Raw genomic sequence first — 21,235 nt, 5'->3', positions numbered from 1 at the left:
AACTTACTTCTTCGGAGCCGGAGCCTGTTGCTGCTGCGTCGGTGTGTTGCCAAGGACCGAACTGCCGCCGACGGTGCTGCCCTCGCGGGTGGACATGATGGCCAGCGTGAACGAGGTGAGCATGAAGATGACTGCAGCGACGGTCGTCGCCCTGGTCAGGGTGTTAGCGGCCGAGCGAGGACCGAAAGCCGTCTGGCTGCCCATGCCTCCGAACGCAGCAGCGATGTCGCCACTCTGACCGCTCTGCAGCAGGACCACGCCGATCAGGAACAACGAAACGATAATGTGAATAATCGTGATGAGGATAAACATTTACAATGTTTGCCGGTTAACTCACGGCATCGCCCTTCAAAACTTTTGCCTTGAGGAACTTGGAAAGGAGCAGCATGGTGCGGAAGGCGGGACTTGAACCCGCACGCCTTTTGGGCGCCACCCCCTCAAGATGGTGTGTCTGCCAATTCCACCACTTCCGCACATCTCGGGGTAACCATTTCCAAAGAACACAATTGAGGCATTTCGATTATAGCAAACTCCGCGCTGGGCGTAGCGGAGACCCTTGAAGCGGCAGGCCAGCACTGAGGCGCTATCTCCTTGCTTCCTGAGCCGTCCAACCATATTCACCCGTACAGTACTCATAAACGTGGAGCTCCGAAAATGAAAATGCCTGAAAGATCCGTGCGTGCCTTGATCACGCGAATTTCAATTCTTTCTATCAGCTTCGCCCTGACATGTTCCTTGGCTTTGGCACAAGGATCCCAAAAGGGCCCAGAGACAGGTGCAGGTGCAGCCGAGATTCGCGGCTTTGTTCCGGCCAACATGGATACGGGCGTCAAGCCGGGCGACAATTTCTTTCTGTACGCAAATGGCGACTGGATCAAGCGGACAGTTATTCCTCCGGATCGTAGTAGTGTTTCCGGTTTCACGGCGCTGCTGAATATAGCCGACAAGAACGTGGCAGACATCATCCAGGATGCGGCGAAGTCGAAGGCTCCTGCGGGTTCGGAAGCGCAGAAGATGGCCGACCTCTACAACTCCTACATGGACGAGGCCGCGATCGAGAAGCGCGGGATTGCGCCGCTCAAGCCAATGCTCGATGCCATCAACGCGATCAAAGATAAGAAGGGTCTATCGCGGGCGCTGGGCGAAAGCCTGCGCGCCGACGTCGATCCGATGAACAATACCAACTACCACACGCAGAACCTTTTCGGGTTGTGGGTGGGTCCCGGGTTCACCGACTACCAGCACTACAACGCGTACTTGCTGCAGGGCGGACTGGTGATGCCGGACCGCGAGTACTACATCTCCAACACGGCGCACATGAAGGAGATTCAGGAGAAGTACAAGGCGCATGTTGCGGCAATGTTCAAGCTGGCTGGATTCAGCGACCCGGAAGCGCGCGCAGCGAAGGTTTACGAATTGGAGCACGCAATTGCCGAGAAGCAGCGCTCGCTGGCAGACAATGAGAACATTCACAAAGCGGACAATAACTGGACTCAGGAAGATTTCACCAAAAACGCTCCGGGACTCGACTGGGCGGAATTCTTCCAGGGTGCCGGTCTAACCCAGGTAAAGAACTTCGACGTTTGGCAACCGGAAGCGTTCACGGGCGAATCGGGCCTGGTGGCTTCCGAGCCGCTGGATACATGGAAGGATTGGCTGGCATTTCACCAGATCGAGGCGTACGCCAACGTGCTGCCCAAGGCATTTGAAGATGAGCAGTTCGACTTTTTCGGCAAGACGCTCCTGGGGACGCCCGAGCAGATGCCGCGGTGGCGTCGGGCTGTGGACCTGGTGAATCAGTACCTGGGCGATGCCGTCGGCAAAGTTTATGCGAAGCGGTATTTTTCGCCGGAGGCAAAGGCCATGGGACAGGAGATGGTCACCAACATCATCAATGCCTTTCGGAAAAGGATACAGGCGCTCACATGGATGAATCCGAAGACCAAGCAGGAAGCCGAGGCGAAGCTGAGCGCTCTCTACGTCGGCATCGGGTATCCCGAAACGTGGCGGGATTATTCAAAATATGAGGTGAACCCTGATGACGCTTTCAGAAACGTCGAGCGGGCGCGGTTGTATGAATATCACTTTCAGGTGGACCGATTGGGTTCGATCGTGAACCGTCAGGAGTGGTCAATGACGCCGCAGACCGTGAATGCCGTGAACCTGCCACTGCAGATTGCGCTGAACTTCCCGGCCGCGATCCTGCAGCCCCCATTCTTCGACCCGAAGGCTCCGGCAGCGACCAATTACGGCGCGATTGGCGCCGTGATCGGACACGAGATCAGCCACACCTTCGACACCGAGGGAAGCACGTTCGACGACAAGGGACGGCTGCGAAACTGGTGGACACCGGCGGACCTGGAGCGGTTCGAGGCCTCTACGCAGAAGCTCGTGGAGCAATATAACCAGTACAAGCCTTTCCCGGACCTGTCGCTGAATGGCAAGCAGACGGAGGCGGAAAACATCGCCGATGTCGCCGGTTTGGACGCAGCGTATGACGGCTACCATGCGTCTCTGAAAGGAAAGCCTGCACCCGTGCAAGATGGGTTCACCGGCGACCAGCAGTTCTTCATCGCGTTTGGACAGGCATGGGGACAGAAGACAAGGGACGCTGCCCTTCGCCGGCAGGTTGCAACCGATCCACACTCCCCAGCGCAGTACCGTGCCGATACGGTGAGGAACATTGATGCCTGGTATCCGGCGTTCAATGTGAAGCCAGGAGAAACACTGTACCTCGCGCCGGATCAGAGAGTGAAGATCTGGTAAGGCAAGTCAAAGGGAAGAAGGCAAAGGGCAAGACGGTCATGTAATCCGTCTTGCCCTTTTGCTTTTGAGTTTCAAGGCTTCTGTGAGTACCCAGGGGTCTTAATATCTGACGATTTTCGCGAAGCTGTCCGGTTTCAGGCTCGCGCCGCCTACCAGGGCGCCGTCGATGTCGGGCTGGCTCATGAGGGCGGTCGCGTTGTCGGGTTTCACGCTGCCACCGTAGAGAATACGAAGCTGGTTAGCGTATTCGTTTCCGAACATGCTCTCGGCTTCGCCACGGATGACGAGGTGAGCCTGTTCGGCAAGCTCCGGAGTGGCGGTTCTGCCGGTGCCTATCGCCCAGACTGGTTCGTAGGCGATGCTCATTTTAGCGGCCTTCTTGGTGCCGATGCCGCGGAAGGCTCGGTTGCACTGGCGGCGCAGGACATCTTCTGTCAGGCCAGCTTCGCGTTCTTCGATGACTTCGCCGACGCAGAGAATAACAGAGAGTCCCGCTTCGAGTGCGACTTCGAGTCGGCGATTGACGGTGTCGTCGGTTTCACCAAAGTACTGGCGCCGTTCGGAGTGGCCGATGATGACGTATTCGCATCCGGCGCCGATGAGCATGGCTCCGCTGATTTCGCCGGTATAGGCGCCTTCTTTCTCCCAATAAAGATTTTGTCCGCCGACCTTGATGTTCGTGCCCTTGGCGGCGTCGACCACGGCGGCGATGTCGACGAATGGCGGACAAATAACGATCTCATCACGCTTGTGATCTTTTACGAGCGGAATGAAGGCGTCCATGAAGGCGCGCGATTCGGCGGGAGTTTTGTACATCTTCCAATTGGCGGCAATGATTTTCTTTCGCATGGGTTCTCTCGATTATGACGGTCCGGGCTCGGCCCGGTGGTTCTCGGAACGAACTATGAGTTGATAGCGGTCAGGGTTTTGGGCTATTAGCGACTCGAGTGCCCGACGATAGGTGTTGAAATCTCGGTTAGCGAAAAGGACAAAACGGACTTCGCGGACGTAGCGAAGATCAGGAAGAACAGCAGCAACGGTTCCAAGCGCAACTTCGGCAGCTTCCGCTACGGGGTAGCCGTAAGCGCCCGTTGAGATGGACGGAAATGCAATGTGCTGGAGTTGAAGCCTGTCGGCGAGCATCAGCGATTCTCGATAGCAACTGGCAAGCGTTTCCGGTTCGCCGTGCTCGCCGCCGTGCCAGACGGGGCCGACGGTGTGGATGACGAATCCGGCGGGAAGCAGTCCGGCGGTGGTGTGTACTGCGCGGCCGGGTAGAAGAGAGCCTTGCGCAGCCACGATCTTACGGCACTCTTCGAGAATCTCAAGGCCGCCGGCGCGATGGATCGCGCCATCGACTCCGCCGCCGCCCATCAGCGATGAGTTGGCGGCGTTCACGATGGCGTCGACCTGCTGGCGCGTGATGTCGCCTTCCACCAGTTCGATGGTCGAACCTTCACCCAGCGAGAGGCGCACGGTTTCAGTCAATTTCTACCTGCCGAAATTGAGGTTGCACCCACATCCGCCAACTGCGGCAGATGTGGGGCACCGAGAGTATGCAGTCAGTGCTTGTCCGTGAGCGCTTCCACGCCGGGGAGTTTTTTGCCCTCGAGGAATTCGAGTGAAGCCCCGCCACCGGTGGAAATATGCGTAATCTTGTCAGCAACCCCGGCCTTGTGCACGGCTGCGACGCTGTCACCGCCGCCGACGATAGATGTTGCACCAGCATTGTCGGCGACCGCTCGCGCGATCCTGGTTGTGCCGACCGCGAACGGATCGAGTTCAAAGACGCCCATGGGCCCGTTCCAGACGATGGTGCGGGCGCGCGAAATCTCGTCCGCGAAGAGCTGAATCGTTTCGGGACCGATGTCGAGCGCCATCTTGTCGGCCGGAATTGGCTGGCCTTTCGCGATCATCTGCGGGCGCGCGGTGGCGTCGAGCTTGTCGGAGACAACGTGGTCGACGGGGAGCAGCAGGCGAACGTTCTTGTGCTTCGCTTCGGCGAGCAGTTCTTTCGCGAGGTCGATCTTGTCGGCTTCGAGCAGAGATTTTCCGATTTCATGGCCTTGCGCTTTCAGGAAAGTGTAGGCCATGCCGCCGCCGATGATCAGGGCGTCGACTTTGCCGATGAGGTTTTTGATCACCCCGATTTTGTCGCTGACCTTGGCGCCACCGAGGATCGCGACGAATGGCTTTTGCGGATTCGACATCGCCTTGCCGAGATACTCGAGTTCCTTTTCCATCAGCAGGCCGGCGGCGGACTTGGAAACGAACTTAGTGATACCGACAGTTGAAGCGTGGGCACGATGTGCGGAGCCGAAGGCATCGTTGACATAGAAGTCGGCGAGTTTCGCCAACTGCTTGGAGAAAGTCTCGTCGTTGGCTTCTTCTTCGGCGTGGAAGCGGACATTTTCGAGCAGCAATGTCTGGCCGCGCTCAAGCCTGCCTGCCAGTTCTTCGGCTTGCATACCGACACAATCGGGAGAGAATCCCACGTTCTGGCCGCGTCCGATGCGCTCATCGAGCAGGATGCGAAGCCGTTCGGCGACCGGTCGAAGACTGAATTCCGGCTTGGGCTTGCCCTTGGGGCGCCCCAGGTGCGAAGCGAGGATGAGCTTGGCGCCGTGACGCAGCGCGTACTCGATGGTGGGAAGGGTTTCGCGGATGCGCGTATCGTCAGTGACGCGTCCGTTATCGAGCGGGACATTGAAATCCACCCGCATGAAAATCCGGTGATTATTCAGGGAAAGATCGCGAATCGAAAGTTTGGCCATGGCGCACCTTGCGTAATGCAAGCGGCGGGCGAGAGCCCGTTGCGGGTTGAAACTGCGTAAAACCCCACCCTTCGCTCAAGACGCGCGCGGAAGGGTGGGGCACTGATTTACAGACCCTTGTTGCCGATGTACTTAATGAGGTCGCGCACGCGGCAACTGTAACCCCACTCGTTGTCGTACCAGGAGATGATCTTCACGAGGTTGCCGCCGATGACACGGGTGAGCGGCGCGTCAAAGATCGAGGACCGCGAGTCGCCTCGGAAATCCATCGACACCAGTTCGTTCTCTTCGTAGCCGAGATAGCCCTTCAGCGATCCGACTTCGGAGGCCTTCTTCATCGCCGCGTTCACTTCCTCCACCGTGGTGTTCTTCTCGGTGACCACAACGAGGTCCACGCAGGACACGTTCGGAGTTGGTACGCGAATGGCAAAGCCATCTAGCTTGCCCTTCAGGTCAGGGATCGCCAGGTAGATTGCCTTGGCGGCGCCCGTCGAGGTCGGAATCATCGACAGCGCGGCGGCGCGGGCGCGACGCAGGTCCTTGTGCGGGAAGTCCAGGATGACCTGATCGTTGGTATAGGAATGGATCGTGGTCATCGTGCCCTTCACGATCTTGAACGTGTCGTTGAGCACTTTCGCGACCGGCGCGAGACAATTCGTCGTGCAGGATGCGTTCGAGATGATGTTGTGCTTCGCCGGATCGTACTTGTCTTCGTTTACGCCGAGGACGATGGTGATGTCCTCACCCTTGGCCGGGGCGGAGATGATGACTTTCTTCACCGATCCGCGCAGGTGCTTCTTGGCGTCTTCGGCGTTGGTGAAGCGGCCAGTCGACTCGACGACGACCTGTACACCGAGCGAGTTCCAATCGAGTTGTGCGGGATCTTTTTGGGCGAATACTGTGACAGTCTGATCGTCGATCTTGATCGAATCCGCGGTGGCAGTGATGTTGTGATGAAGATTGCCGAGGATTGAGTCGTATTTCAGAAGGTGCGCGAGAGTCTTTGGATCGGTCAAATCGTTGACCGCCACGATCTCGATGCTCTTGTCTCCCAGCGCCGTGCGCAGGACGTTGCGGCCAATCCGCCCAAAACCATTGATACCGACTTTAATCGCCATTCTTGCCTCCGTGGATGATTGCTGTGTACAGAAGACTTCCTGATTGAGTAAGCAACAGAAAATCGTAGCATCCGGGAAGCGCCTGAGGAAAGCGCCGGCGACACGATTTTGCGTGCTGCGCGTCACCAGTTATTCACAATGGGACAGTGACGGAAGAGACTTGCTGCGTTGCAGATGCTGATTGCAGAATTAGCTAAATGAATTTCCTCCTCGGATTCGCGGTTGTTCTACTGCCGGAACGTTTTAGGCGGCAATGGCTTCCGCAGTGGCACGGGAACCTGCTGACTAGTGCCGTCGCGTCAGGAATCGCGCAGATGCTATCGGCGTTGGGAATTCTCGCCGTCCGCTATCCGCGATTCATCCAGGAGCAGGTCGCGCAGATTGATGCTCGAGTGGTTGCCGGGTTGGCAGAGAAGGGTGGAGACACCGCCGTGAGAGCAGCCGGCATCATCCTGCTCGTCGCGTACGTGCTTCTACCGACGTCACTGCTGCTGATCTATTTTGCATTTGAAGGTGCGGTGCGATTGATAGCGGCAATCTCTACCCGGGAAGTGGTCGGGACGCTGCCTCTGGCTCTGCTCGACATAGCCTCGCAGAAGTGGAGCGAATACTACGCGGAGAAGAAGCAGGGGCCGCGCGTGCCAGATCTGGTCAGTGAGCCGCCCATGAACGGTAGCGGGTACGACTTGGCAATTGCGAGTTGCCGCAGCAGGCCGGGTTGGGATCACCTGATGACGATTTCATACAATGACAAACTCTACGAAGTTGCGGAATACATTGAAGGCGATGAACCGCGGAAGCATATATATCTGTTGCGCCTGGCACCGTTGCAAAAAGTCGTGCGGGGGCTGCATCAATACGACCCGGAAGAAGTGATGAAAGATAAGCAATTAGCCATCAGCAATTAGCAACCACAATGGCATTTGGATCAAGAGAAACTCTGCGAATAGGGAGCTGTTGGTAATTGTTAATGGCCAATTGCTGCTTTTCTCGGTACCTGTGACTCGCCCTCAGTCTGCAAACGTGTTATAAAAACTCCCGTATGCGTAAGTGGATACGCGACCGCGCGAAGCGGCGCAAGAAGCCCGGCGCAGGGTCCCAGGAAGGGCAGAACTCCGGGGAACAAAAGCCGGCGCCTCTACAACCTACTTTCTTGGATCGTGACGATTCGGCATTGACTTCGGCTCCCCCGGTGTCTCACCCCGAGCCCGAATACGAATCGCAGCCCGAAACAGATCCAGAGCCTATTGAAGCCGAAACCGACGCGCCTGTTCCGGCCGCAGAAGTTCCCGCGGCTGGCGGGGAACGCGGGCGCCGTGGGCGCCGGCGGGGGCGTCGCGGACGCGGCAATCGCGGCCGAGAACAGGGACAGTCGCCAGTACTGCCGATCGCACCCGGTCTGGCCACGGGCGAGGCTGCGGAGGCGGAACTCGACGGAGTGGTTCCGGAGACCCCGGCACCCGCACCTCCATCCCCACAGAAACCCAAAGGCAAAAAGACGAAAGGCGCGGTGGTGCTTGCGATCGGGTTGCCAGGTTCGGGCAAATCGTCATGGTTCAAGCGTCACAACATCATTCCGCTCTCCAGCGACCTTGTGCGTGGGCTTTTATTCGATGATCCAACCGAGCAGCGATACCAGGATCTTGTCTTCTCGACGCTTCGAGCGATGCTGCGCGCCCGGATGATCGCTGGGCGTCCGTGGAACTACATTGACGCAACAAATCTCTCGCCGAAGGAGCGCCATAGCTGGATCAAGATGGCGCGCGATTTCGGCTACGAAGCGCATGCGGTCTTCTTTGATGTTCCGACGGAGGTCTGCATGGAGCGCAACCGAATGCGCTCACGCAACGTGCCGGACGAGATCATGCAGCGCATGGGACAGAAGCTGCGGCCACCCAAGTTCGAAGAGGGATTCGCGAAGATCACCATCGTGCGCCTGAAGAAGCAGCCACCAGCCGCCCCGGAATCTGATCAGGATGCGGTGGATCCCAGCGACGAACTCTTCTAATTAAACATCCAGGCTCAACGAAGGGCGCGGTTACAAGCCGCGCCCGTTTGCTGTTGCGCTCACTGGCGCGGAGGGGTGGAGGGGGGAGTGGAAGCAGGGGTGCCAGGAACCTGCTGCTGCATTGACTGTGGGCTCGGCGGCGAAGAATTGGCCGGCTGAGACGAGGGCAGGTTTGGCTGCACTGCCGGTTGCGAGTTTACGGGCTGCCCGCCATTCGGCACAGCAGTTGCAGGTTGAGCGTTCGTGTTGCCCGTCTGGACGTCTGCTGGTTGTGCGTTGTTGATATTGCCGGCCGGCTGGGGGTTATTCGCGGGCTGAGCCGTATCCGAGGTGCTCGATGACTGATAGCTCCGATCGACCTCGGTGGTCCGGGTACCCGTAACAGTTCCGCTGGCGCTGGTACCTGGGGTACCGCCCGGGCCACCAGGAGTTTCCCCGGGTGGCTTCGATCGATTGACCGGAGACGACCAGATCGACGCGGCGGTTCATTTGGCGCCCTGCAGCCGTCGCATTGGACGCCACAGGATTGGATTCGCCGAGCCCTTCCGCCGTTACGTTTGAGGCAGGTACGCCCTGGCTGACCAGGTAATCGCGGACCGAGGCCGCGCGACGATTCGACAACTGCACGTTGTACGAGGGGGTGCCTATATTGTCGGTATAACCCTCAATCTTCAAGTGGAGGTCCGGATAAGCAAGCAAAATGCCTGCGACCTTCGCGAGCCGCACCTTCGCGCCGGGCTTCAGGCTTGCTCTGTTGAAATCGAACAGGACGTCAGACATATTGACGATCAGCCCTCGTGCAGTGTCCCTCGTTTGCAGGACCTGGTTGAGTTGAGAGAGCAGTCTTTGGCGCGTTTGTTCGCGCTGCATTTCTGCCTGCTGAGCCTGCATCTGCGCCTGTTGTGCCTGCTGGCGAAGGTTCTGCTGTTCCATCAGAGCCTGTTGTCGCGCCTGTTCGGCGGCAGCGCGCTCCTGCGCGGCTTGCTGTGCTGCCTGCTGGGCAGTCTGCTGTGCAGCCTGAGCTTGTGCCAACTCCTGCTGCGCCTGGGTCAACTGCTGCTGTGTTTCCTGAGTCTGCTGCTGCGTTTGCTGGAGTTGATCCTGCGCTGCCCGGGCTCTCGCGGCTTCATCTTCCGCCTGCTGACGCGCCTCTTGCGCACGTTGTTGAGCCTCGTCCGCCTGTTGCTCGGCGTTTTCAGCGCGTTGCCGGATCTGTTCACGTTCTTTCTCAGCCTGTTCTTGTCGTTTGTCGCGGATTGTCAGCAACCGCGCATCTTCGGCCTGCTGTGTCGCATAACGCGCGACAGTCGCAATGGCCGATTTCGGCTGTTTACGGTTCAGATAGTCCTCTCCCTTGCTCAGGAAATCTTCGGCCTTATCCAGTGCGTCGGAGGCGTACTGCCGGGCCCCGGTCGCCTTCGCGATCGCGACTGCATTGCGAGCCTCGAGCAGTTCTAGCGGCACTTTCTTGCGGTCAGCGGCAGTGGCCGGCAGTTCAGAGGCCGGAATGTCGACCGTGTATTCGCTGCGGTTAACAGCCTCAAATCTTGCATGAATCGGTTGCGCCCACCCCTGAGTCTTTTGCGTGATGATGTTATCGGCAACAACCAGGTTGCTGGGTGCGGTTACCGCAAAGTACGGCTCGGCGGTGACGATCAAACCAAATGCCTGCAGATTAGTCGTAACGTGCAGTTCAGCGTTCCCGTCATCGTTCGGCAGGACCTCGCCAAGGTTGCTGGGGCGTCCTTCCGGAGTGATCGCCCAGAGAACGTACGTCAGGTATTGCGGCCCATAGCTCTCGGGCTTATTCATGTGGTTGAGTTTGGCTTCGACGGCGATGCGTCCGTTCTTGCTGTTTATTTTCGCCTTCCCGGTAATGTTCGGATCCAGAGACGTTCCGTGAATGTTGATCGTCGATCTTGCACGGTGGCGATAGTCAATGGCATCCGTGGTGCGCTCGACGACCTGCACGCGGTATACCGGCGTTTGGTCCATCGGCGTGACCTGAATTTGTTGATCTTGTTGTGGAGTGCTGCTTTCAGCGGATGAGTCGGTCTGAGCCGCGACCGTAGCCGTAATGCCCATTGCTGCAGACAATACGACTGCGAACAGGGATTTCTGCACCATAAGATTTCCCCCCTTCTTGCGAGTCACTTCAGAGAGCGAAGCGGAGTGGTATTTGGAGCCCTGGGGTTAGGGATGACATACGAAAGGAAAGAGGTTGTGCAGAATCGTGCGCCGTCGAGGGCTGGACAGAACGCACGTGAGCTCATCGCGCAGATCGACGACGAGTCTTTTGGACAGCGCGGCGGCTCGGCTACTTGAGGTAGGGAAGGAGTTCTTTGAAAGCGGGCGTGCCGCTCTGTCGTAACAGTTCGTACATCATCATCTCGGTTGAGGAGATCACGCATCCGGCATCGCGCATTCGTTCGAGACCGATCCGCCAGTTCCACTCCGCGCGTGAGCCAACCGCGTCAGAAGCAACGTGGACGATGTATCCCTGGTCAAGAGCGCCCAGCGCAGTCTGCATAACACAGATGTGAGTTTCCATCCCGCAGAGAAGCATCGTTGTCCTATTGCCGGGCAAAGTCTTGACGGCAGAACAGAAATCCTCTTTGCCAAAGCAACTGAATTCAAGTTTGTCGATGGAAGCGACCTCGGCCAACGCCGCAATTTCAGGCACGGTCTCACCCAGGCCCTTTGCGTATTGAGTGGTCAGGAGAATCGGAATGCCCAGAATCTTGGCGAGACGGATGAGCAGGGAAGAGTTCCGAATCAACTGCTCCTTATTGAAAATCGGCGGAAGCAGCTTCTGTTGAATGTCGATTACAACCAGCGCGCAAGTCTCTACCTGAAGCGGCTGCCGCGCAATTTCATTCATTGAGAGAGTTTCAATGCGTCCGAAAGTCGTCGCCATCACTGCTCCTCTATTAACGAATTATCATTCTAACTCGCCCCGCGTGGGCCAAGCATTCTGAGTTCTATGGCGCCCTGATTACTCTGCGCGGGCAATCCGGACAGAGAAGGCAGTGCCACGCTGCAGCCAACTAGGCAATAGGCCGAGACGTGGCACCCTCAGGCGAAACCTGACAACAGCACGGACGAAAGACGGAGAGATGGATGGCAGGAAATCGTTACGGACGAAAGTTGAACGGAACGAAGTGACGCGGGAACCTGAACGGTGACGGAAGTTGATGGTGGGAATTAAAATCGGTGGAGAGGGGAGCGAAGTTGATGGAGCGAAAGCCGATGGAACGAAAGTCGATCCGGACGAAAGTTGACGCGTATGATCGTACCCCTTAGAATCGAAATTGGTTGTAAGCGCAGTGCGCCCTTAGCCGAACGCACTTGCGACCGCTCTTCCAACATTACTTGCTGCCCCCTCGTTCAACGGCAGGACAGCTGACTCTGGATCAGCATATCGGGGTTCGAATCCCTGGGGGGCAGCCAATAAAAATGCGGGTTTCCTCAATATCAAGATTTTCATGCCTCTAATTTGTCACCACCTTGTCACCAATCGCAAGCCGAGCACACCAGAGAGCGTCAGCAGGCGCACCGGGACGCCCTTTGTCACCACCTTGTCACCAACAACCGCAACGCTGGCTTTGTGATGCCCGCTGAAGTATTTTTTCGCCTTCTAAGGCGTCAGAAAGGTATCGTAGCGGCAGACGAGAAGAGAGGGAGGCGAGGGTGACGGACATTAGAGTTGTCTACGACAGCGGCATCGCTTTGCTGATACCGGTCTCCATTACGGGTAAAGCGTGGATCACGGAGAACACCCAGGCTGAGCCGTGGCAGTGGCAAGGCGAGTCGCTTGCAGTCGAGCGGCGCTCCGTGGAAGCCATCGTTGACGGGGCGAAGGATGCAGGTCTGGAAGTCGAGACGACAGTCGCACACGATCCCGCGAGTATATAGCTGAAGAATCCATCTCAGGTATTCAGGCTTTGGGAGCAGCGGCCCAGGTTCGAGACATGCCGCTCCCTAACCAGCTTCCCAGATGCGCGCGAGACGCAAGCAGGGAAAAGTTTACGAGATTTATTGCAGACGTTTGCACGCGGGGCTTTCCCTTTCTCGCGTCTCCCCTTTTGGCGCAGCGGGTTCCAAATCTCCCTTAATGCACCTTGGGGGCCTGCCCATTCGGCTTCGTTCTCGCCGGCGTTGCCGGCGTTGCCGGCTGAGAGCCTTCGCTTTGAGCGTCTCCCTCTACGCCGCCTGCTCCCGATGTGGTGAAGTCGAGTGATAGCCCGAGGCCTTCTGCGAATGTGTTTTCCTTTGCACGCTGCTCCAGAACTTCTCGCCAGTCGAAGCCGCGCTTCGCGCAGACCTGTTTAAGGGAAGTCATACCCGCGCGCACGGCTGCAATATCAGCATCCACATCCCTTCGAGGATCAACCCAGTCCCAGCCACGTGGCGTCCAGGTCGTTGCTTCGATCACGGCTTCCACCGGTAATTGCCTGGGCAACTCGACTTGTCCAGTCGTCACGGCCATGCGCAGCCAATCGGAAAACACAGGCTTACAGAGATGGTCTACTGCGAATGCCTGCAGCAATGCCCAGCCGTCGCGTTCATCGAGGATGCCTTGACGGATCGAAGAGAAGTTGACATCGCGCAGATCCCCAGTCAGAGATGAATAACTGACGTTGATTCCCATTGCCGCGCCGCGCAGCATCGCTTTGCTGAACTCCGCGAATTGTTGGTTCGGGTGCTGCCAGTCAACAGTTTTCACGTCAAGCCCTGCCGGTAGTTCCTCCCATGAGCCCGGTTCAACGGTTACTTCGAGTTCGCCGCTTGCGGCCCGCTCTCCGCCTTCGTAGCTCTCGCCAGTTTCGCTGGAGAAAAAGCCCATCTTGCACGCGGCCAGGCGCGACGCTACCAGCTCCGCCTCTTCGTATCCGCCTAACATCTTCATGCGAGTCATTGCAGTGTGAAGCCAGGGCACGCCGCGCGTCTGAGCAATCATTTTGAACACAAACGAGTGGTCCATCTCTTCAGCGGGAATGCGGTCGCGCGCGACAGTTGCGCCTTCGCCTGGGTGGCGTCGCAGCGCCCAGTAGGCCACGGGCCGCCGCCAACTGTCCAACTCGACTCCCATCCGCACTTCGTTTGCGCCGCCGCCGCCGCTCTCAATTCGATCGCGATTGAAGCTGACGTCGACGACATCGGGGTCGATCGGCTGCAGCGCGAAGCGGGTGATGTTGTGCGGGTACCCTTTGACGCGCTTTACGAAGGTTTCGCCATCGGCGAGAAACCACGCAATCCATGCTTGCTGGAAATCGACCCAGGACATTTGGCCACAGGTCGAAACGCGTTCACTCCATCGCTGCCATGCGGTTTCGATCTTCTCTGCGAGAGCATCGGCGCCGTTGAATTGCTCCTGATCGAACGCGATTTCCATGCCGATTCCGTGGCGTCCAATAACGTTCTGCCGCGCGAGATTCAGGAAGCGGATGACGTAATCGTTGTTCTGCGCCAGCTCGCGCGAGCGCATCCGCATGACGCGTTGCGAGAAACGCAGCTTTTGATCTGACGATAGAAGAGAAGTCGCCCAATCCATATTGAGGCGGGAGAAGCTCGCACCCTCAAAGGGCGCTTGGTAGCGCGTGGCACGCGGAGACAGGCCGACGCGCGACAGTAAACGATACATCGCAGCTTTCCAGGTCATAAGTTGCTTCTCCATCCGCCCTGTGAAGCGAAAAGTGGGGGAGCGGTGTTCGGCGGAAGTTCGAATCCGCTCCCCAGGGGAGACGCGCGGCTAAGGAGGTGCAGAGGAGCGCGTCATCTCCCCAGGGCGCTGTCTGCGGCTGACAGACAGCGCCGTCTGGTGAAACTACGCAATCGCGAAGGACATTTTCGCGAACGACTCCGGGTGCCTCACAGCGATATCGAAGTAGTGACGCACGATGAGTGCGACCTCAGCTTCCTTTGCTCGAGTGTAGGGGTCTACTACCAATTCCAGGCCGCCCCAGTCGCCCAGGATTAGGTTAGAAAAATCCCCGAACAGGATGCCGTGGTCAGAACCAGCACCCAGATCCTTCGGCATCAGGTTGGAGGCGAACGCGGCATATCCGTTCATGCGGTCGCCCTCCCAGATGCCAATTCCAGACGTGTTGGCGAGCTTTGCGGTGCCTTTGAGCATTCCCTTGGCTTCGGGCGTGGTGATGTAGGCGGGCGCGCCATTGAGTGCTTCCTTTGCCGCCAGCGCGGATTCCAGGGCAATGATCGACTTGGTTTTCGTCAGTTCGCTTGTGGCGGTCCATGTCGCGCTGCCGATGTTTGCCGTGTTCATCACGCCCGTCGGATTGGGCGCGTTCCCGTCGCCTGTCAAGGCCATCGCATCAACCAGTATCGCGATTTGTTTGCCGAGATCAGCGCGCACCAGGTTCTCGACATCGAACGAGGATTGCCGCAGCAGGTCAACAGTGTAGCTCGTGTACAGCGTGCCCCGGCGCGGTTCCATCGGGACTTGATCGAACGTCACGTCGGACTGCGCCGCCGCGATGCTTTCCGCCTTCATTGAAGCTGCCGTGTTGCCGGTCATTCGCGGGAAAGCGACTTTCCCCACGAGGCCACTCAGTACGCGAGCGCCCGCCGCGACGCAGACAACCTGTTTGTACAGGTATTCGATTACGTCTGGCAGCAACGTCGGCGCTAATTCCTGCCCCTGGGTAGCGGTGGTGATGTTGAGCGTGTGCGCAGCTCGCTGCCCTGTGCGATAGGGCACCCAAAGAGAGAACTTGTCCCCAGTTCGGCGGCCCGTGCGCTTGCAGAAATCGTGCGATATTTCGCGTTCGAAGCTGTTCTCGCCCGTCATCGCCGAGAGAATGGCGGAACGGACGGAATAGCGCTCTCTCTCGCGCTGGTTCAACTCGATCAGCGTTGAGCCGCCATCGTCACCCGCAGGCTGCGAAACGGATCTCGCACCGCGAGATAGCGAGTTGAGAACGACCTCACGCGCGCGGTCAACCGTGACGTTCTGGTCGTTGAGTAGAGCTTCGAGGTCCATGTTGTGCATCTTGCCGAGCGCGCGAATTGCGGTTTGCCGTTCAAACTCGGCCGCGGCGGGATCGGCGTTAACGGTGATGTTCTGATTCATGTTGTGATTCCTCTTTGCGGCCGAAGCCGGATTTTGATTCGCCCGTATTGCTACGGGGTATTCTTCGCGCGCTGCGCTGCGACCAACGCCGACGCCGGGATCGGCGGGCACCGCAACCAGCGAACCTTCGTAGGGTTCCCATTTTGTGACGTGAAAAATCTTGCGGCCCTGGGCATCCTGCCCGCGCTCTTCCATTGCGTGAACGATGTAACCCGCACTCGCGTCGCGCAAAATTCCATCCTCGACTAGCGAGCGCTTCTCCTGGGCGAGCGCGTCATTTGCCGCAAACCGGACGGAGAAACGAGTGCGACCTTTTGCGACGCGCATGTTTTCCAGTCGCCCGATGAGTTGCGCTTCATCGTGATTGAAGAGCAGTGGCAGTCCGTCCTTTGCCCGAGTGGTGACAATAGCGTCGGGCGTGTGGTCCAGAATTTCGATTCCGAACCAACGCTCGACTGGCGCATCACTCGTAAGGCTCAGACTGACGTCGCCGGAAGCCGCGCGTTCTAGTGACATCGAGCGATGCAGAACCGGCAATTTTGTTGGTGTTACCGATTGCATGTTTTCCCTCCCAGGCCGGTTTGAAACTCCCCGCCCGCTTTGTGCAGACGCCTGCACTTAGATCTCCCCAGGTCGGATATGCCGTTGCGAATCCGACCGAAGTGCTTGGGATCACGAAGGACGGGAACTTCCGCAATGGGGGATTGCCCGTCGTTTTGCGCTTGCTCCGTGTTGTCCTTTTCGGAATCCAAAATCAACCTCGATAACCCGAAATCAACCTACATTTTTGCGACTTTGCTAGAGACAAGTCGCGGCTCGCGCGTTACCCGCAGGCCGCACCCCTGGGGGAGTACCTTGCGCCCTTCGATCTGGTCCAATCAGACGGAACGGTGTGAAGCTGCTGAGTCTCGATGCGATGCGTTCGTCCATTACCTCTCGAATGCGAGTCAATGCGAGGTTCGTAGTTACGACTGTTGGCCGCCTGTGGTTCAGTCTCGAATCGATGATGTCGAGCGCTGTGCGCCTTTCGAAATCACTCAGGCTGCCTGCTCCAAAGTCATCGAGCACAAGGATTGGCGCGCTCGCATATCGGTCCAGGATGTCGCCTTCGGTGCTGCCTGTCTCATCGTTGAACGTCCTGCGAATCTCTGCGTACAGGTCGCAGCAACGCACGAACGAAACGCGCTTTCCCAGGTCAATCGCAGTGCGCGCCAGCGCACATGCGAGATGCGTCTTGCCAGTGCCAACCGGCCCAGTTACGAACAGGCCATCGGTCGGCATCGTGAGCCACAACCGCACGAAGTTCGCAGCACGCTCTTCGAATTGCTCCAGGCTCGCTCCGCGATACCGGGGAGGCAATGTGGAATCGATCACGGCTTGCTTGAGGCATTCGCAGCGCACCGCGCGTTCGTGATGCGGTTCGCCAATGTATCGAAACCCAGTGCCACTGCACACTGCGCAGTCAATGTTTGTAACTGTCATACTCGAATCCGTTCCTCAGCGTTTCTCGAATGATCGCTTCGTCCGCGCTTCCTTCCGGCTCGCTGTTACCGGTTCTAAGACCGGTTCTAAAACCGGTTCTAAAACCGGTTGTCGTCTGGTTTTCTTTGTTTTCAATCGCATCGCCGGAAATCGTGTCAGTATTCGTGTCAGTATTCTTGTCAGGTATCCTGTCAGGTATACCGCGCGTTTCTGTCACCCTTTCAGAAGTGGGAAGGGTGAGTCGCGTGTCAGGGTTCTTAGCCTCACGAAGGGTGACAATCTGACACCCTTTGTCAGAGGGTTTCTGCAACTCCCGCGCCTGTTCGATGGTCACGTCGAAGCCCACAAACAGATATTCATTCTTTGCGCCGCGACCGGTACCGTTGCGACGGCGCACGATACACAACTTGCGTTCCAACTCACTGATTACGCGATAACAGGTCCGTTCTTCCATCAGGCATTCACGCGCCAAGTTCGGTACAGAGGGCCACGCCGCTGCCTTCGCTGTGTTGTGGTAGTCGGCGAGGACCAACCACACAAACTTCTCGCTGATAAGCAGCCGCTCCCCGCTTGGCGTGACCGTTTGCTCTTTGACCCAGCCTGAGCACTTCCAGCTCATCTATCGCCGCCTCCCGCGTCCACATCGCTCAGTGCGCGCTTCCAGGGCTGCAAGCCACTCGCGTACCGATTCGACCTTGTACAGAACCAGCTTGCCCAGGCGCGTGACCGGCGGCCCGCTACCATCCGTCTCCCAGCGATGCAAGCACCGCGTTGATTTACCGAGCTGCACCGCAAGCTGCGGGCGCGTCAGATAGCCTGCGAGTACGTTTGTTGTTTGGCCGACGATTTCGCTTTCGACGTTCATCAGCCCTCCTGGGAAAGCTTGGCGATTCGAGCAAGTACTCGCTTCAAGATCATCTTCACTGGGACAACGACAAAGGGCCGATACTGCTGACGCAATTCGTCAACTTCCGGCGGTGTGCTCACCTCTGGAAGTAATTCGGGCCAGACGCCGCCAAATACCATCGTCATCTCAGCAGGCCCGTTGAGTTCGCCGCTTTCGTCAATGTGCGTCTCAACGTGTTCGGCAACGATCCCTGCCACGTGGAAGCGCTCGGAGAGCTTCAACTGAGGTGCCAGCAGCGCCGCGACCGTCAGGCCCAGAGCATCGGAAGGGGAGAAGAACCACCGGCCCAGGCGCGCATCTTTCACGCCGCAGCCCTGCAGGGTGTTCTTTGCTAGGGCATCTTGAAGCAGTTTGTCGGGGTAGCCCGCGACGCTCGCTGCTTCAGCCATCGTCAGCTTTTGCTCAGTGAATCGCATCTTCCCTCCAGCACATTGCGAACGTGAACCGCGAAAACAATCTACAATTTGTTTCGTGCTATACTTGCGCTTTCTGCAAATCGAGCGCAAGAGGAAAGCGAGTAGTCCATGAGTACTAGTAAGAAATCGCCCGATTTATTTCTAGGAAAGAAACTTCGGCCTGCCCGAGCGGAGGCGCTGCTGACAGATTGGGCAAACCTTCCCGACTGGCCCGCCACAGTGTCTTGGCTAGCAATTACTCAGACGATGCAAGGTGAGCCACTCAGCGCGGGTTTGTCGCCCCTGACACCAACAGAAGAAACGCAAGCTCGGCGAGTTTGGGATGGCATGGTGCGACTGATGAAACGGTACCCAGAATCGTTCCCGGTTGAATTTCACGGCCTGCCACACGCTTACATTTCGGAGGTCGCTCGATACCTTCGTCGCGCATGGCAAGCAGAGGATCTGCGACGGAGGGAATGGCAGATTTTCAGGGTCAGAGAAGAATATAAGCAGATTTTCGAGACGAGTTTGAAACGAGAAACTCGCGATAGCATGGAACATTTTCAGCAACAAAGGGATGAGCCGCCACCCCTGACGCCCTTCGAACAAGCCGTGTATCACTTCCAAGGAATTGCCGACAGAGCGCGGGTCTGTGTTAATCCCGAGTGCCAACAGCCTTACTTTTTTGCTCGTAAAGGTCAGAAGTACTGTGACGAGAAGTGCGCCCAGGAGGCGCTCAGAGAACAGAAGAGGAACCATTGGCGAAAGAAATACGGTAAGAATCGCAAAGGTGAGTAGTTGTGCAAACGTCTGCAAAGAAAACAAGGGGGAAAGAGGAAAGGGTCCACATTGGACCCTTTCTTAGCGTGGGTTTCAGAGTTTATCTATCGAGTGCTTTGGGCAGAAATCTTGCCGCCTCTTGTGACAATTAGCCCAAACTGATTCGCAGCGTCGCGCAACGGACTGTCCGACAGGTGAGCATAGCGAGCGGTGGTTTGGGGTTGCGTGTGCCCCAGCAGCTTGCCAACAATGTGAAGAGACACGCCGCGCGAGACAAGATGCGATGCGAAATTGTGCCTGAGGTCATGGATGCGGAACACGGGTTTGTACTGAATGATCTTTCGCCGAACCAGCTTGCCAGATGCATCGCGCACCAGGCGCTTACCCTCTTTTTCGATTCTCTCCGCGAGGCCTGCAGCTTTCAGCACTTGGACCCAAGGCCGCCGAATGGTAGCGCGCGCTTTTTCCGTTTTGTCCTTCTCAGTTTTGTTTCCAGGGAAGAGATGTTCGCCGGATTTCTTCTTTTCCATGCTCTGCAGCAATTCGAGCGCCGCATCGCTGAGAGCAACGTGCTCCGTTTTCTTCTGTTTTGTGTGATGGCTTGGCTTAGTCCATACCGCGCGGCCCAGGTCAAACTCGGCCCAGGCGGCCTGCAGCACTTCATTTTCACGTGCGCCGGTCAGTAATAGGAGTCGAATAGCGTTCGCCGCGCTCTCTCTCGCGAGGCGGTCCGATTCGTCACGCGCCAAGTCCGGGTAAGATGCCAGCGCTGTCGAGAGGCGCTCGAGCTGCTCTTCGGTCAACATCGCTTCGCGTTTGTGTTCGGGGTATCTCTTAACACCCTTTGCTGGATTGTCTGTGCGCAACGTTCGCTCCATTGCGAACGAGAACATTGTCGAGAGTAGGGCGAGTACTCGATTCGCGCGGTATGGCGTCGCCTTCAACGATGCGTGCAATCGCGCGATATCGTTGCGAGTGATGTTCTGCACTAGCAGCGTGCCCAGGTTTTTATTGATGATCGTTGCGAGCATCTGCCGTTCATTGCGCATCGTTGACGCGCGCTTTTTCGATGTCTCGGGATCGGCGAGGTATTCGCGGGAGAGGTCCGCAAAGGTAGGCGAGTCGCAGTTCGCCTGTTTTTCTGCGAGCGGATCTCGACCGTTTTCCACAAGGTTCTGATACTTGAGAGCCTTTGTGCGGGCCTGGGTGCAGGATGTTGACGGGTATCGGCCAATTTTCATCAGCCGCTTTTGCCCGTGCGCATTCCGGTATGTGTAAACGAAGGCGATTGCGCCGCCGCTGGAGATGCGGACTCCGAATCCAGGGAGGTCACCAAAATGAATGCGGTTGCCGCTTGGAGGCGGTTGTAAGACCTTTATCAGCTTATCGGTGATTTCGAATCTAGGCATTTCTTGTCACCACCTTGTCACCACAATATGTCCAATGGTGTCCATATTGTGCTTTTCGTGGCAGGCTTAGTCAAGATAAATCCTTTGTTATCAATATAGCATTCGTAAGTCGTTGATAGCACTTGTGGCGAACAGAACACTCTGGATCAGCATATCGGGGTTCGAATCCCTGGGGGGCAGCCAAATTCTTTTCAACGACTTACCGGTTGTTTTCCAAGTTGCCTGTTACCCCGGTGTGCCGTGGAATGTGCCGTGAATTTAAAACTTCACGCACAATCTCGAACTCCGGGTGTTGATACTTCATGGCAGTGGGCACGTCGGTGTGCCCCATTGTGTTCATAACCAACTTCAGATTGCCAGCTCACGCCACAATGTCAGAACCTGTCCACTCACAAAATTCCTGTCAAACCACCGTCCTCTGCGTGACCTTATTGATAGTTCAGCGCCGCGTCCCAAGTATAGCTTTGTCCTGATTCAGTCACGGTGAGGGCCGCCGGACC

The 21,235-nt window shown here is 57.4% G+C and carries 20 protein-coding genes and 2 tRNA genes; 7 read left to right on the top strand and 15 right to left on the bottom strand.

The genetic code is table 11. The features are described from left to right. Nucleotides 1–3: 3 nt before the first annotated feature. Nucleotides 4–312, bottom strand: a complete 309-nt coding sequence (gene secG / locus ROO76_22610) for a preprotein translocase subunit SecG (GenBank protein MDT8070963.1) — start codon at nucleotides 310–312, stop codon at nucleotides 4–6. A 75-nt stretch (nucleotides 313–387) separates the two neighbouring features. Further along, nucleotides 388–473 (bottom strand) — tRNA-Leu (locus ROO76_22605). A 187-nt stretch (nucleotides 474–660) separates the two neighbouring features. Here ROO76_22605 and ROO76_22600 point away from each other — a divergent pair. Further along, on the top strand, nucleotides 661–2,766 hold the full coding sequence (locus ROO76_22600) for a M13 family metallopeptidase (GenBank protein MDT8070962.1): 2,106 nt from the start codon (nucleotides 661–663) through the stop codon (nucleotides 2,764–2,766). 99 nt (nucleotides 2,767–2,865) lie between these two features. On the opposite strand, the gene tpiA is transcribed toward ROO76_22600, so the two are convergent. The 4 genes from tpiA to gap form a co-directional block, all read right to left on the bottom strand. Continuing rightward, on the bottom strand, nucleotides 2,866–3,615 hold the full coding sequence (gene tpiA, locus ROO76_22595; protein MDT8070961.1) for a triose-phosphate isomerase: 750 nt from the start codon (nucleotides 3,613–3,615) through the stop codon (nucleotides 2,866–2,868). A gap of 12 nt (nucleotides 3,616–3,627) precedes the next feature. Then, entirely contained in the window at nucleotides 3,628–4,254 is a 627-nt protein-coding gene (locus ROO76_22590) for an O-acetyl-ADP-ribose deacetylase (protein MDT8070960.1), read from the bottom strand. 74 nt (nucleotides 4,255–4,328) lie between these two features. After that, entirely contained in the window at nucleotides 4,329–5,540 is a 1,212-nt protein-coding gene (locus ROO76_22585) for a phosphoglycerate kinase (protein MDT8070959.1), read from the bottom strand. A 107-nt stretch (nucleotides 5,541–5,647) separates the two neighbouring features. After that, nucleotides 5,648–6,658: a type I glyceraldehyde-3-phosphate dehydrogenase gene (gene gap / locus ROO76_22580; GenBank protein MDT8070958.1), complete on the bottom strand. Its 1,011-nt coding sequence runs from the start codon at nucleotides 6,656–6,658 to the stop codon at nucleotides 5,648–5,650. A gap of 197 nt (nucleotides 6,659–6,855) precedes the next feature. Between gap and ROO76_22575 the strand changes: the two genes are divergently transcribed. Further along, the gene (locus ROO76_22575) at nucleotides 6,856–7,566 is read left to right on the top strand and encodes a hypothetical protein (protein ID MDT8070957.1); all 711 of its coding nucleotides are present in this window, start codon (nucleotides 6,856–6,858) and stop codon (nucleotides 7,564–7,566) included. A gap of 134 nt (nucleotides 7,567–7,700) precedes the next feature. Further along, entirely contained in the window at nucleotides 7,701–8,666 is a 966-nt protein-coding gene (locus ROO76_22570; protein MDT8070956.1) for an AAA family ATPase, read from the top strand. A gap of 303 nt (nucleotides 8,667–8,969) precedes the next feature. On the opposite strand, the gene ROO76_22565 is transcribed toward ROO76_22570, so the two are convergent. Beyond that, nucleotides 8,970–10,793 (bottom strand): OmpA family protein, encoded by a 1,824-nt coding sequence (locus tag ROO76_22565; GenBank protein ID MDT8070955.1) that lies wholly within the window; start codon nucleotides 10,791–10,793, stop codon nucleotides 8,970–8,972. A gap of 72 nt (nucleotides 10,794–10,865) precedes the next feature. Between ROO76_22565 and ROO76_22560 the strand changes: the two genes are divergently transcribed. Then, complete coding sequence (locus tag ROO76_22560; GenBank protein MDT8070954.1) at nucleotides 10,866–10,991, top strand: hypothetical protein; 126 nt, start codon at nucleotides 10,866–10,868, stop codon at nucleotides 10,989–10,991. Here the strand turns inward: ROO76_22560 and ROO76_22555 are convergent. Further along, a complete protein-coding gene (locus tag ROO76_22555) occupies nucleotides 10,984–11,583 on the bottom strand; it encodes a hydrolase (GenBank protein ID MDT8070953.1) in 600 nt (199 codons plus the stop codon). The two genes, ROO76_22560 and ROO76_22555, sit on opposite strands and share 8 nt — an antisense overlap. A gap of 459 nt (nucleotides 11,584–12,042) precedes the next feature. On the opposite strand from ROO76_22555, the gene ROO76_22550 reads away from it, so the two are divergent. Continuing rightward, nucleotides 12,043–12,116: transfer RNA gene (locus ROO76_22550), tRNA-Gln, on the top strand. Nucleotides 12,117–12,356: 240 nt separating this feature from the next. Continuing rightward, entirely contained in the window at nucleotides 12,357–12,581 is a 225-nt protein-coding gene (locus tag ROO76_22545; protein ID MDT8070952.1) for a hypothetical protein, read from the top strand. 196 nt (nucleotides 12,582–12,777) lie between these two features. Here the strand turns inward: ROO76_22545 and ROO76_22540 are convergent, their stop codons facing one another. From ROO76_22540 to ROO76_22515, 6 genes are all read right to left on the bottom strand, one after another. After that, a complete protein-coding gene (locus ROO76_22540; GenBank protein ID MDT8070951.1) occupies nucleotides 12,778–14,328 on the bottom strand; it encodes a phage portal protein in 1,551 nt (516 codons plus the stop codon). A gap of 165 nt (nucleotides 14,329–14,493) precedes the next feature. Continuing rightward, complete coding sequence (locus tag ROO76_22535; protein MDT8070950.1) at nucleotides 14,494–16,320, bottom strand: phage major capsid protein; 1,827 nt, start codon at nucleotides 16,318–16,320, stop codon at nucleotides 14,494–14,496. 237 nt (nucleotides 16,321–16,557) lie between these two features. Continuing rightward, entirely contained in the window at nucleotides 16,558–17,241 is a 684-nt protein-coding gene (locus ROO76_22530) for an ATP-binding protein (GenBank protein ID MDT8070949.1), read from the bottom strand. Beyond that, complete coding sequence (locus ROO76_22525) at nucleotides 17,222–17,860, bottom strand: helix-turn-helix domain-containing protein (protein ID MDT8070948.1); 639 nt, start codon at nucleotides 17,858–17,860, stop codon at nucleotides 17,222–17,224. Before ROO76_22525 ends, ROO76_22530 begins: the two co-directional genes overlap by 20 nt. Next, nucleotides 17,861–18,106, bottom strand: a complete 246-nt coding sequence (locus tag ROO76_22520) for a hypothetical protein (GenBank protein ID MDT8070947.1) — start codon at nucleotides 18,104–18,106, stop codon at nucleotides 17,861–17,863. It lies immediately after the preceding gene. Further along, on the bottom strand, nucleotides 18,106–18,564 hold the full coding sequence (locus ROO76_22515) for a hypothetical protein (protein MDT8070946.1): 459 nt from the start codon (nucleotides 18,562–18,564) through the stop codon (nucleotides 18,106–18,108). Before ROO76_22515 ends, ROO76_22520 begins: the two co-directional genes overlap by 1 nt. A gap of 108 nt (nucleotides 18,565–18,672) precedes the next feature. Between ROO76_22515 and ROO76_22510 the strand changes: the two genes are divergently transcribed. Next, the gene (locus tag ROO76_22510; protein MDT8070945.1) at nucleotides 18,673–19,344 is read left to right on the top strand and encodes a hypothetical protein; all 672 of its coding nucleotides are present in this window, start codon (nucleotides 18,673–18,675) and stop codon (nucleotides 19,342–19,344) included. An 86-nt stretch (nucleotides 19,345–19,430) separates the two neighbouring features. Here ROO76_22510 and ROO76_22505 read toward each other — a convergent pair whose 3' ends face one another. Beyond that, the gene (locus tag ROO76_22505; GenBank protein MDT8070944.1) at nucleotides 19,431–20,735 is read right to left on the bottom strand and encodes a site-specific integrase; all 1,305 of its coding nucleotides are present in this window, start codon (nucleotides 20,733–20,735) and stop codon (nucleotides 19,431–19,433) included. Nucleotides 20,736–21,235 lie beyond the last annotated feature (500 nt).

It is taken from the genome of Terriglobia bacterium (assembly GCA_032252755.1).
Lineage (GTDB): Bacteria > Acidobacteriota > Terriglobia > Terriglobales > Acidobacteriaceae > JAVUPY01.
This window is presented reverse-complemented; position numbering and strand designations above follow the sequence as displayed.

What these genes read in the sequence shown, in the direction of transcription:
- ROO76_22555 (MDT8070953.1), bottom strand. Translation starts at nt 11,583, where the DNA reads ATGGCGACGACTTTCGGACGCATTGAAACTCTCTCAATGAATGAAATT.
- ROO76_22560 (MDT8070954.1), top strand. Translation starts at nt 10,866, where the DNA reads ATGACATACGAAAGGAAAGAGGTTGTGCAGAATCGTGCGCCGTCGAGG.
- ROO76_22525 (MDT8070948.1), bottom strand. Translation starts at nt 17,860, where the DNA reads ATGAGCTGGAAGTGCTCAGGCTGGGTCAAAGAGCAAACGGTCACGCCA.
- ROO76_22535 (MDT8070950.1), bottom strand. Translation starts at nt 16,320, where the DNA reads ATGCAATCGGTAACACCAACAAAATTGCCGGTTCTGCATCGCTCGATG.
- ROO76_22585 (MDT8070959.1), bottom strand. Translation starts at nt 5,540, where the DNA reads ATGGCCAAACTTTCGATTCGCGATCTTTCCCTGAATAATCACCGGATT.
- ROO76_22600 (MDT8070962.1), top strand. Translation starts at nt 661, where the DNA reads ATGCCTGAAAGATCCGTGCGTGCCTTGATCACGCGAATTTCAATTCTT.
- ROO76_22515 (MDT8070946.1), bottom strand. Translation starts at nt 18,564, where the DNA reads ATGCGATTCACTGAGCAAAAGCTGACGATGGCTGAAGCAGCGAGCGTC.
- ROO76_22540 (MDT8070951.1), bottom strand. Translation starts at nt 14,328, where the DNA reads ATGACCTGGAAAGCTGCGATGTATCGTTTACTGTCGCGCGTCGGCCTG.
- tpiA (MDT8070961.1), bottom strand. Translation starts at nt 3,615, where the DNA reads ATGCGAAAGAAAATCATTGCCGCCAATTGGAAGATGTACAAAACTCCC.
- ROO76_22510 (MDT8070945.1), top strand. Translation starts at nt 18,673, where the DNA reads ATGAGTACTAGTAAGAAATCGCCCGATTTATTTCTAGGAAAGAAACTT.
- ROO76_22565 (MDT8070955.1), bottom strand. Translation starts at nt 10,793, where the DNA reads ATGGTGCAGAAATCCCTGTTCGCAGTCGTATTGTCTGCAGCAATGGGC.
- ROO76_22570 (MDT8070956.1), top strand. Translation starts at nt 7,701, where the DNA reads ATGCGTAAGTGGATACGCGACCGCGCGAAGCGGCGCAAGAAGCCCGGC.
- ROO76_22530 (MDT8070949.1), bottom strand. Translation starts at nt 17,241, where the DNA reads ATGACAGTTACAAACATTGACTGCGCAGTGTGCAGTGGCACTGGGTTT.
- secG (MDT8070963.1), bottom strand. Translation starts at nt 312, where the DNA reads ATGTTTATCCTCATCACGATTATTCACATTATCGTTTCGTTGTTCCTG.
- ROO76_22575 (MDT8070957.1), top strand. Translation starts at nt 6,856, where the DNA reads ATGAATTTCCTCCTCGGATTCGCGGTTGTTCTACTGCCGGAACGTTTT.
- gap (MDT8070958.1), bottom strand. Translation starts at nt 6,658, where the DNA reads ATGGCGATTAAAGTCGGTATCAATGGTTTTGGGCGGATTGGCCGCAAC.
- ROO76_22505 (MDT8070944.1), bottom strand. Translation starts at nt 20,735, where the DNA reads ATGCCTAGATTCGAAATCACCGATAAGCTGATAAAGGTCTTACAACCG.
- ROO76_22520 (MDT8070947.1), bottom strand. Translation starts at nt 18,106, where the DNA reads ATGAACGTCGAAAGCGAAATCGTCGGCCAAACAACAAACGTACTCGCA.